An 11,344-nucleotide genomic window follows, 5' to 3' on the forward strand; every position below is an offset into this window, starting at 1 on the left:
AAGCAACGAGAGACAAATTGACAAAGCATTTGACTTTAACTACTAAGCGAACGCAGTGAGCGATAACTCCTTTTAACTACTATAACTACCTTATTTTAGCATACCACGCTGCCTGGTTTTACCTCGGCAGATGTCGTGATTACGCTCAAGGAGCCGTCAAAGTCTTCGGCGGAGAGTATCATTCCCTGGCTCTCGATACCCTTAAGCTTGCGCGGAGCAAGGTTGGCGACGAAGCAGACGCGCTTGCCTACGAGGTCTTCGGGGTTATAATACTTCGCAATACCGCTTACGATGGTACGGTCCTGGCCGCTGCCGTCGTCAATGGTGAACTTAAGCAGCTTGTCTGCTTTCTTCACTTTCTCGCACGCCTTGATAAGACCTACACGTACGTCTATCTTCTCAAAGTCGTCGAAAGCTATCGTCGGCTTTATCTCCTTTGCCTTATACGCTGCCTCGGCGTTGGCCTTCTTAGTATCCTCAAGCTTCTGCAGCTGGTACGCAATGACATCATCCTCGATTTTCTCGAACAGCAGTTCAGGCTCGTTCAGTTTGTGTCCGGCCTCGAGAAGGTCGGTAGAGCCGAGCTGGTTCCAGTCGAACCGGTCGATGTTCAACATCTTCCTGAGCCTTGCACTGCTGAAAGGCAGGAACGGTTCGAAGGCTATCGCCAGGTTGGCAACAAGCTGGAGAGAGATGTTGAGGATGGTTTCTACACGCTTCATGTCGGTCTTTGCGACCTTCCACGGCTCTGTATCGGCGATGTACTTGTTACCGATGCGGGCGAGGTTCATGGCCTCTTTCAGGGCGTCGCGGAACTTGAAGCTGTCCAACAGGCGCTCTACGCCGGCCTTGACGTCGTGGAACTCGGCAATGGTCTGGCGGTCGATGTCCTGCAGTTCGCCGCAGGCTGGCACCACGCAGTCAAAGTATTTCTTGGTAAGTTGCAGCGCGCGGTTTACGAAGTTGCCGTAAATGCCTACGAGTTCGCTGTTGTTACGCTCCTGAAAATCTTTCCAGGTAAAGTTGTTGTCCTTGGTTTCGGGAGCGTTGGCTGTGAGCACATAGCGCAGCACGTCCTGCTTTTCAGGCAGTTCGACGAGGTATTCATGCAGCCACACAGCCCAGTTGCGTGATGTCGAAATCTTGTCGTTCTCGAGGTTGAGGAACTCGTTTGCGGGCACGTTGTCAGGCAGGATGTAGCCTCCGTGAGCCTTCAGCATGGCGGGGAATATGATGCAATGGAACACGATATTGTCCTTGCCGATGAAGTGAACGAGGCGTGTGTCGGGGTCCTTCCACCACGTCTCCCAATCCTCTGGCATAAGTTCCTGAGTGTTTGAGATGTATCCTATGGGCGCGTCGAACCACACATAGAGCACCTTTCCCTCAGCACCTTCCACTGGAACGGGTATTCCCCAGTCGAGGTCGCGCGTCATCGCGCGGGGCTGGAGGTCAAGGTCGAGCCACGACTTGCACTGTCCGTACACGTTCGGGCGCCACTCCTTGTGGCCTTCAAGTATCCATTCCTTCAACCAATCCTGGTACTCATTGAGCGGCAGATACCAGTTCTTGGTTTCCTTCAACACCGGTTTCGAGCCGCTGATAGCGCTCACGGGGTTGATAAGTTCGGTCGGGTCGAGGTCGCTTCCGCACTTCTCGCACTGGTCGCCGTACGCCTTCGGGTTGTGGCAGTGGGGGCATTCGCCCGTGATGTAGCGGTCGGCAAGGAACTGCTTTGCCTCCTCGTCGTAATACTGCATCGACGTTTTCTCCACCAGTTTGCCCTCTTCGTAGAGTTTCCTGAAGAACTCCGAAGCCACGCGAGAGTGTGTTTCTGACGTCGTGCGGCTGTAGATGTCGAACGAAATGCCGAAATCCTCAAAGCTCTTCTTAATCATCGCGTGGTAGCGGTCTACCACTTGCTGGGGCGTTATGCCCTCCTTCTTGGCACGGATGGTGATTGGCACACCGTGCTCATCGCTTCCGCAGATGAACTTTACGTCCTGTTTTTTCAGTCGTAGGTAACGCACATAGATGTCAGCCGGTACATACACGCCGGCCAGATGGCCGATGTGCACCCCGCCGTTTGCGTAAGGCAGGGCGGCGGTGACGGTGGTGCGCTTATAATTCTTCTTCTCTTCCATAAATTCGGTTATATAATAAGACCATTGGGACTGATACGCCCAATGCGATGCAAAAGTACTGAAAAAAATCGGATTAGCGGGACTTGCCGCCGTATTTTTACGCATATGGCAAAACGTGCCTTATCAAGCCACTATACAAAACACCGTCTTTTGGCTTGCAAAAGGCCGTCAATCGCACGCTAAAAGGCCGTCTTTCAGAAAGCGAAAGACGGCATTTTGCAAAACTTATTATAACATACTGTCTGCCATGCAGTTACAACACGGCTCATTAAAGGCCTTACAATAACAAACGCTTTTTAACTAAAAATAATGCCGCGGGCATTTTACTTTGCCACCGCCGGCGGGTCATCAGTATAGAACGCCCCGCAAAACGGAGACACAGCAGACACATAACGGAAGATGACTATAAACGACAACGACATATTATCAACGGCAAAGGCCGACCCTGACAAGGGATTCCGCCTGATTATGGACAAATACGGAGAGGCCGTATACTGGCACATAAGAAGGCTTGTATCGGCACACGCCGACGCCCAGGACGCCACACAAGAGACTTTCGTACGGCTGTTCAGGACGATGGACAAGTACCGCGGCGACTGCTCGCTTACCTCGTGGGTGTACCGTATAGCCACGAACGAGGCCCTGAGGCTGATAGGAAGGAGGAAAGAAAGCGACGTAAGGCTCGATACCGGAGCGCACGAAGTCAGCAGGCTGGCCGCCGACGGATATGTAGACTATACCGACCTCGAGGCCGTGAAACTGCAAGAGGCCATACTGGCGTTGCCCACACGGCAGCAACTGGCGTTCAACCTGCGCTATTACGACGAACTGGCGTATGACGACATAGCCGGCATTATCGGCTCGACAGCAGCCGCGGCAAAGGCCAACTACCACTTGGCGAAAGAGAAAATAATAGAATACATGAACTCAAACGACTGACAGACATGGACAACAGATTTGATTTCAACAAGATAGGAAAACGCATGCCGTACACCGTTCCCGAAGGCATATTCGACGAGATGAGGGAAAATGTACTCAAGGAGACGGCACGGAGCACGGCAGCAAGCCGCAGGCGGTGGCCTTCGGTAAGGACCATTGTCATGACAGCGGCAGCCTCGATAGCCGCCGCCATAATCCTGCCGACGGCATTCAACGGGCCGCACACCGACAGCACGGCCGCCGGCTTTGACAGCGTAGAGCGCGCCTTTGCCAACCTGAGCAGCGAAGACCAGGCCTACATGCTTGAGATATACAGCGAAGATATATTCATTAACCAATAAAAAAAGGAGACCATCAACATGAAGAGAATCATCAGTATGCTGATAATGGCCGTAATGATGACGGCATTCAGCTCAACTACCTACGCGCAGGACACCAACGACAGGCAACAGAAACGCGAAAAACTGGCCGAGACGCAGGCACGCCACATAGCACGCCAACTGGCTTTCGACGACGCCACGACGGCAAAGTTCATAGACACCTACTGCCAATGCCAGAAGGAAATATGGGCTCTGGGCCCGAGGGCAAAACGCCAGCGGGGCACGGCCAAAACCGATGCCGAGACGGAAAAGGCCATTGAGGAGCGCTTCAAACGCAGCCAGAAGCTGCTGGACATCAGGGAGAAATACTATAAGGAGTACAGCAAATTCCTTACTCCCAAGCAGATACAGCGTGTGTACGCCATAGAGAAACGCATGATGGGGCGCCTCGGCAAGAACGCCGGAAAGCGCCACCCCCGTCCGAGGAGATAGGAAAGGAAAGTCGGAAAAAAGGAGTTGTCGGAAGCTGACCGCAGTTAAGCGCTTAACTATGGTCAGCTTCCGACAACTCAATTTTTATACATACAAAACATATCCGACCAGACCCGGCAAAACGGTTAGACGTCAAGCGTATCGCGGTTGTTGCGCGGGTCGGTCCAATCAACCTTCACAGTGGGGTCGATGTTGTTGATGAACTTCTCGATGTTGGTGTACCCGTCGCCGTTGCAATCGGCCGAGGCATCGGCAGGATTGTGCGGGTCGAGACCGTACTTCACCTCCCAGTCGTCGGGCATACCGTCGTTGTCAGAGTCCTTGTAAGGCGTTCCCTTATACTCGGGCAGGCCTCCCACCTGGCGGGGATCGGTGATAATACCCTTCTTGTAAGAGTCGGGCGCAAGGGCGCGCTCCTGGTATGGCGACGTTACTATTGGCGCATTGTCTACGTATATGGCCTTGCCCGTGCGCACGGTCTCTATTACGCGGGTGTCAACAGCGTCTCGCCTGGGCAGCGTAGCGCCGACATTGGCGAGCACGTAAGGCATTACACTGTCGGTAGGAAGTATGGTTACGTGTGGCATTTCGAACGGTTCGTAAGCGCGTATCTTGTCGGTATATTCGCCGCAAGTCTCTTCTTCGAACACTTGCACGCCGCCGTTCCAGTTGTCTTTGGTTATCTCTGGATAGCCCTCCATGATGTTGCCGTCTACGTAAGCCTTGCCGAACAGCGTGGGAAGGTTCTTGTCGCGCCTCGGCTCGGGCTTCAGTATGCGGTGCGAGCAGGGGCGGTCTTTCAGCTCCATTGTTATCGGTCCGGGCTTGTAATGGTTGTTTATTATGTTGTAGAAGCTCTTGTGGTCACCGCCGTCGATGGTGCGGCTCCACCAGTTATACACCACGTTGTTGACGAAATTGAACGTACCGTCCATTCCGACAGATGCGTTACGGCAGATGTTAGAGGCGAAGAGGTTGCGGTTGAACATGCAGTTGTGGCCGCCGATAGTTGCTCCGAAAGCGTGGCTATACAGGTCGAGAGCCTCCGAGAAAATGCTGTTCTGGATGGTAATGTTCACCGTGGGCAGCTTCAGGTTCTTTCCGCCGCGGTCGTACACGTGGCGGTACATCGACATGTTCTCGTCGCTGCCCCAGCTGCCCGAGCAATGGTCGATGATGATATTGCCTACACCGTTGCCACCGAGAGCGTCGTCACGGAACATCACGTCGGGATTGTTGCGGCGGAAGCGCATGTGGCGTATGATGACGTCGTGGGTGTCGATAAGCACTGAATGACCCGTTATGCACACTCCGTCGCCGGGAGCCGTCTGGCCGGCGATGGTAACGTATGGCGCACGGATACTGATGGGTGACTTCAGGCGGATTACTCCGGCCACGTTGAACACGATGACACGCGCGCCGCCTGTTTCGCAAGCTTCACGGAAACTGCCCGGCCCGCTGTCGGCAAGGGTGGTAACAACCATCACCCTACCTCCTCGTCCGCCCTGGGTATAGGCTCCGCCACCCTCGGCACCGGGGAACGCCGGGATGTTGGCACGCAACAGGTCTTCGGGCTTGGAAGCCCAAGGGCGGTACGGACGGCCCTCTTTGGCCTGCTTCTCAACTATCGGCAGGGCCTTTGCCCACGCCGAATCAGAATGCCGGCTGTACTCAGCCTGCCAACGCTCGCCACGCATACGTGTAGAGTCGGGATAGGTAGGATAACCGGGAATGGCTGCCGAAACACTTTGCAACGGCAGCAACAGCGCACACGGCGCCAATAAACGGAATACTTGTTTGGTTAGTCTCATAATTATTAAGATTATGTTATTAGATTTATTTCGTTGCGAACATGCGCATGACCGTAAGCCACACGCACTATGGACGACCGTACCCTACGGCCGGAAAGGTCAAAATGAAATGGTCTCGGCGTCGACAGACTCGTGCATGAAGATACGCGCCGACTCGCGGAACTTGTCCTTGTTCTCGGTCGTAAGGTAATGGCAACGGCCATGCTTTGCGCATACGGCGTCCATCTCGGGATGTCGCGCAAGATATGTTTTCAGGCTGTTTGCCACATACTCGCCCTGCGGAATGATTTTCACTCCACGTGGAGTGTATTTCAGGATTTTGTCAAGCAGTATTGGGTAATGCGTGCAACCAAGGATAACCGAGTCGATTTCGGGATCGAGGAAAAGCAGGGAGTCAATACGCTTCTTCACGAAATAATCGGCTCCGGGAGTGTCATACTCATTGTTTTCGATAAGCGGCACCCACAAGGGGCAGGCCACTCCCGTGACCTTTATGTCCGGATAGAGCTTGTTAATCTCCATGACGTAGCTCTCGCTCTTGATTGTTCCCTCGGTAGCCAGTATACCGACGTGACGCGTGTGGGTAATCGAACCGATACATTCTGCCGTGGGACGGATTACGCCGAGCACCCTCCGGGATGGGTCAATGCGGGGAAGGTCGTTCTGCTGGATGGTGCGCAGGGCCTTGGCTGACGCCGTATTGCAGGCCAATATGACGAGACGGCAGCCCATGGAGAAAAGTTTTATGACAGCTTCGCGCGTAAACTGATAGACCACGTCGAACGAACGCGGCCCATACGGGGCGCGGGCGTTGTCGCCGAGATACAGGTAATCGTATTGTGGCAACAGGCTGCGCATCTCGTGCAGGATGGTCAGCCCGCCGTAACCGGAGTCGAACACGCCTATCGGGCCGGCAGAAGGGGTGGATGAGACGACTTTTATCGAATCGGCGGCTGCCTGGGTATTATCGCCGTTAGGTGTGCCCATGGTATTCAATCTTTCGGCTTCTGAAGTGTTCATAAGCGTTATTCCTATTCTTTAATTGCATCAAGCACAAGCGTGGTGACATCCTCCCCATAAGACAGATTGACAAACGGAAGAGCGTCGTTGTCGGTGTTAAGGATAAAGGCATATCCTCTCTCCATTCCGATTTTGGCAAGAACCGCATTCAATTTGTCCTTCAGCGGTGCGTACATGTCTGCCTCAGCCTGCTTCAAGAGGCGCTCGGCCTCCTTCTTGAAAGCGATGTTCTTGGTAAGCAGTTCTTGCAACTCAGCCTGCCTTTTCTGCAAGATAGGCTTGTCAAGGCTGCTTCTGCCATCGAGAAACAGCTCGTACTTTTCATTGAACTCTTCCTCAGAACGCTTAGTCTCTTCCTCATATTGCGCCCTCAACGACGACAGATTGCTCTGCATTACGGCATAACCGGGCATGGCCTTGACGGCCTTGTCGTAACTGAGATATCCGAACTTGACCTGCGCGCTTGCCGCCAGGACGAAAAAAGAGACGACCAGAAGGGAAAAAATTTTTCGCATTTATGAACCTTTGATTATAAGAAACAAAAATATAAAAGAGCTAAAATAGTCAAAGACTACATCCTGACGCTACGGCAAACCAGCGCTAAGCAGCAAGCATGCGGTCTTTAACCACTTTAGCTCCCTTAATTGTTATAAGTGCTAAAAAAGGAGTTATTTAATCTTGTTGATTTCAGCCTTTACGTCCTCGGTAACGTCCTTGCTCAGCGTATCGCTGATATAGGGTATGCCACCAGCCCTGTCCATGATGTAAACATAACCACCGGCCTTGCCCACGTTCTGGATAGCGGTCATCACCTTGTTCATGATAGGCTGCAGCTTCTCCTGCTGTGCCTTCTGCAAGGCAGCCTGGTTGTCCTGGTAAGCCTGCTGGTATTTCTGCATGAGCTGGTTCAGCTCGTTTTCCGTTTCGGTTCTCTTAGTCTCGTTCATGGTGCTCCTTGTCTTGTCGTATTCATCCGACTTGCGCTGGATTTCATCCTGCATCGCCTTCATGTCGTTCTCATACTGCTTTGACTGAGCTTCAAGTTCGCCACGAGCCTTGATGAATTCGGGCAGACCCGACATTATTGCCTGAGAGTCAACGTGTCCGAACTTGGGCGCTGTCTGGGCGAATACAGCCAGAGGCGCACACATGAGTAACATTAAAACTAATTTCTTCATTTTCTTTAATTGCTGTTTTTCTATTAATTATTTATATTTGTCTGCAAATATAGGGAAAAGACCGCGTAAATCAAAACTTACATGTTGGTTTTTAACGTTGTACACGGCTTATGTCACGTAATTATAATATTTTAAATCTACCGGCTGGATTTACTCCTCAGATATGTCGGCCTTATTCACGGCTACGGCATTGGTTGCTAACGGCGTGGAAAGTGTTTACTACGCACAGAAGACCTCAACCGTGCAGTTTAACCCGTACAGGACGTCAATTGGAATACCCCAGTTTTGACAATACCTCGTCACTTATGTCAATCCTTGGCGAGGCGAATATTATACCTGTATCCGACGCCCGGTCGAGCACGAGGGAATATCCACGCAGGTCACAAATGTCCTTCACCGCATTGTATATTTCCTCCTGGATAGGCGTCATGAGGCTGGTACGCTTCTTGAACAATTCTCCTTCCGGACCGAAGTACTTGCGCTTTAATTCTGCAGCCTGCTTCTCCTTCTCGTTTATTTCCTGCTGGCGTGCCTGTTTCTGTTCCTGAGAGAGGAATACCACCTCGTTCTGATAATTCTTGTACATCGTGGCAGCCTCGGTATTAAACGCATCAACCTCAGCCTGCCACTTCTTGGCTACCTGGTTTAGCTGCTCATCGGCACGTTCGTATGCCGGGATATTCTTCAGGATATACTCCATGTCGATAAGCGCAAACTTCTGGGCATTGGCCGTAACGGCTGCAAACGCAAGCACCATCGCAAAAATAATCTTTTTCATAAAACAGTTACTCCTTTCTTTATTAATAAGACTGATAAGCCTAATTGGTCAAAATGGCCTTGCCAATGGCATATTCTCTTAACTATTAATTCTTAACTATTAATTAAATTAGAACTCCTGTCCGAGAATGAAGTGGAACTGACTGCCACCCTTCTGGCCAAACACAGTGTCGAAACCGTAAGCCCAGTCGATACCCATCAGACCGACCATCGGCAGGAAGATACGTACACCTATACCGGCCGAACGCTTCATGTCGAAGGGGTTGAAATCCTTGGTGTCATTCCATGCATTACCTGCCTCAAGGAAACCAAGACCATAAATAGTGGTATTACCGAGCAGGAACGGATAGCGAAGCTCCAACGTAAAGCGGTCGTATGCGTAACCTTCGGCTCCGTAAGGAGTAAGGCTACCGTTATCATAACCACGCAGACCGATAGTCTCCTCGGCATAACCTGTAGAATAACCGCTCATACCGTCACCACCCATATAGTATGTCTCGAACGGCGACTTCTTGTACTTGTTGTATGCTCCGAGTATTCCGAACTCGACACGCGTCATCAATACAAAACACTTCTGGCCGCTCGTAAGAGCCGTATATGTCTTTGCACGGAACTTCCACTTATAGTATTCCACCCAACTATACCTCTCTTTCTGTGCCGCCGTTGCCTTCTCCGAATTATACTGTCCGTTAGAAGCCTCCTGCTCATAAATCTCGGCCAGGGCCTTATAGTCCTTTCCGTCCCACAACGACCAAGGGGGAGTAATGGTTAGAGAGGTCATAAACTCAGAACCGCGACGCGGGAACAACTGGTTGTCCGTAGATATACGCGAAAGCGTGATACCAAGGTTAAGGTTGTTGCAGTTACCGTTACGCACGATGAAATACTGCCAGTTCTTCAACATGTAGCGCTGGTATGCCAGTTCTACCGACAACTGGAAATAATCGTCAGGCCAACGCAAACGCTTACCCCATCCTACGGACACACCGAACAACTTGACAAACTTGTCGGGATCATAGTAGTTTTCATAGCTGTTGCTCCAACTGTTACCGTAACCGTAAAGGTAATTGTAATAGTTGTTCATGTAGCCGTAGTTGTAATAATTGCTCGACACGTCGGTCTGCTTAGAGAAGTACGCTCCTACGGTAAACTGTATCGGGCGCTTGCCACCAAACCAGTTGGTTGAATAAGATGCGTTATACGACTGGTAATAAGTACCGTTGGTCTGGGCTCCGATAGACAGCACCTCGCCGTCACCAACGGGCAGAATACCACGGTGTTCCTTGTTCTTGTTGAAGAGGTTGGCCATGGAGAAGTTGTTAAGGCGCAAACCGATACGGGCAATGACACCGGTCTGTCCCCATCCGAGAGAGAACTCCACCTGGTCGTTTGACTTCTGCACAAGATTCCAGTTAATGTCTACGGTTCCTTCTTCCGGGTTAGGCTCAACCTTCGGGTCTATCTGTTCCGGGTCAAAATGGCCCATAGACGCTATTTCACGGTATGAACGCATAAGCGCCTCTTTCGAGAAAAGGTCGCCCGGCTTAGTACGGAGCTCACGGCGCACGACATTCTCGTACAATCGTGTATTACCGTTGATACGGACATGGCTGATATGAGCCTGTGTACCTTCCATTATCCTCATTTCAAGGTCTATGGAGTCTCCTACGATATTAACCTCTGTCGGTTGCAGGTTGTAGAACAGGTAGCCACGGTTCCAATATTCGTTACCAACAGCATCCTCGTCTTCCGAAAGACGCTTGTTCATCAGTTTCTGGTTATATACATCACCACTCTTCATGCCGAGTATGCGGCCAAGATAATCACTCGAGAACACGGTGTTACCAACCCACGTGATATTACGAATATAATATTTCTTGCCTTCGTCTACCTTCAAGTATATATTTACGTGTTTCTCGTCAACGTTCCACACACTGTCTTCCAGGATTACCGCATCACGATAGCCAAGCTCGTTGTACTTGTCAATGAGGTTCTTCTTGTCTTCTTCATAACGTTCCGGCGTATATTTCTTTGACTTGAGGAAAGACGACAACTTGCCAGCCTCATGTATTTTCTTGAACGCTCCTTTTCTGAATAATCCGCCCTTTATCTTTGAATCGCTAAGGTTTTCGTTGCCGTCGATGATAATTTGCCGCACCTTCATCTTCTCTTTCTTGTCGATAATGATATCAAGGATTACCTGGTTTTTCTGGGCAACATCCTCACGCTGCATGATATTGATGTCTGCGTTCTTGTAACCTTTATCGTCAAAATACTCCTTGGCCAACAGTTTGGCACGGTCAATCATGTTGGGTGTAATCTGGCTGCCCTTCAAAAGGCCGAGCTTCGACTCCAAATCGTCACGTTCCGACTTCTTTACGCCTACATAATTAATAGTCGAAACGCGTGGACGCAATGCCAAATAAAAATGAAGATAGATCTTGTCACCCACGATAGAGTCGACAGCGACCTGCGCCTTGGAGAACAATCCATGTCTCCAATAACGCTTTATAGCGTCAGTAAGTTCAGAACCGGGCACCTGTATCTTCTGCCCTACCGACAGTCCGGAGATACCCGTAAGCATATAATCCTCGTATCCTTCGACACCTGACACAGCCATGCCGCCAATAAAACCCTCACGCGGAGTTCCGGCATACGAGATG

Annotated in this window: 10 protein-coding genes; 3 read left to right on the forward strand and 7 right to left on the reverse strand. The window is 51.1% G+C overall.

Going from position 1 to position 11,344, the window contains the following annotated elements:
* Positions 1–95 precede the first annotated feature (95 nt).
* Positions 96–2,249 (reverse strand): methionine--tRNA ligase, encoded by a 2,154-nt coding sequence (metG, locus tag H6A34_RS11250; RefSeq protein ID WP_205105593.1) that lies wholly within the window; start codon positions 2,247–2,249, stop codon positions 96–98.
* A 294-nt stretch (positions 2,250–2,543) separates the two neighbouring features.
* Here metG and H6A34_RS11255 point away from each other — a divergent pair, with 294 nt between their 5' ends.
* From H6A34_RS11255 to H6A34_RS11265, 3 genes are read left to right on the forward strand one after another with little or no spacing between them, the layout of a single operon-like run.
* A complete protein-coding gene (locus H6A34_RS11255) occupies positions 2,544–3,083 on the forward strand; it encodes an RNA polymerase sigma factor (RefSeq protein ID WP_205105594.1) in 540 nt (179 codons plus the stop codon).
* Positions 3,084–3,088: 5 nt separating this feature from the next.
* Entirely contained in the window at positions 3,089–3,424 is a 336-nt protein-coding gene (locus tag H6A34_RS11260; RefSeq protein WP_205105595.1) for a hypothetical protein, read from the forward strand.
* An 18-nt stretch (positions 3,425–3,442) separates the two neighbouring features.
* Positions 3,443–3,895: a hypothetical protein gene (locus tag H6A34_RS11265; RefSeq protein WP_205105596.1), complete on the forward strand. Its 453-nt coding sequence runs from the start codon at positions 3,443–3,445 to the stop codon at positions 3,893–3,895.
* A gap of 125 nt (positions 3,896–4,020) precedes the next feature.
* Here the strand turns inward: H6A34_RS11265 and H6A34_RS11270 are convergent, their stop codons facing one another.
* From H6A34_RS11270 to H6A34_RS11295, 6 genes are all read right to left on the reverse strand, one after another.
* Positions 4,021–5,706: a polysaccharide lyase gene (locus H6A34_RS11270; RefSeq protein WP_205105597.1), complete on the reverse strand. Its 1,686-nt coding sequence runs from the start codon at positions 5,704–5,706 to the stop codon at positions 4,021–4,023.
* A 99-nt stretch (positions 5,707–5,805) separates the two neighbouring features.
* Entirely contained in the window at positions 5,806–6,693 is an 888-nt protein-coding gene (gene murI / locus H6A34_RS11275) for a glutamate racemase (RefSeq protein WP_205105601.1), read from the reverse strand.
* Between the two features lie 44 nt (positions 6,694–6,737).
* Entirely contained in the window at positions 6,738–7,241 is a 504-nt protein-coding gene (locus H6A34_RS11280; RefSeq protein ID WP_205105598.1) for an OmpH/Skp family outer membrane protein, read from the reverse strand.
* A gap of 153 nt (positions 7,242–7,394) precedes the next feature.
* Positions 7,395–7,904, reverse strand: a complete 510-nt coding sequence (locus H6A34_RS11285; protein ID WP_021947539.1) for an OmpH/Skp family outer membrane protein — start codon at positions 7,902–7,904, stop codon at positions 7,395–7,397.
* Positions 7,905–8,169: 265 nt separating this feature from the next.
* A complete protein-coding gene (locus tag H6A34_RS11290; protein ID WP_205105599.1) occupies positions 8,170–8,682 on the reverse strand; it encodes an OmpH/Skp family outer membrane protein in 513 nt (170 codons plus the stop codon).
* Positions 8,683–8,790: 108 nt separating this feature from the next.
* Positions 8,791–11,344: BamA/OMP85 family outer membrane protein (locus tag H6A34_RS11295; protein ID WP_205105600.1), on the reverse strand; the 2,554-nt coding region annotated here is incomplete at its 5' end.

This window comes from Marseilla massiliensis (assembly GCF_016899855.1).
GTDB lineage: Bacteria > Bacteroidota > Bacteroidia > Bacteroidales > Bacteroidaceae > Prevotella.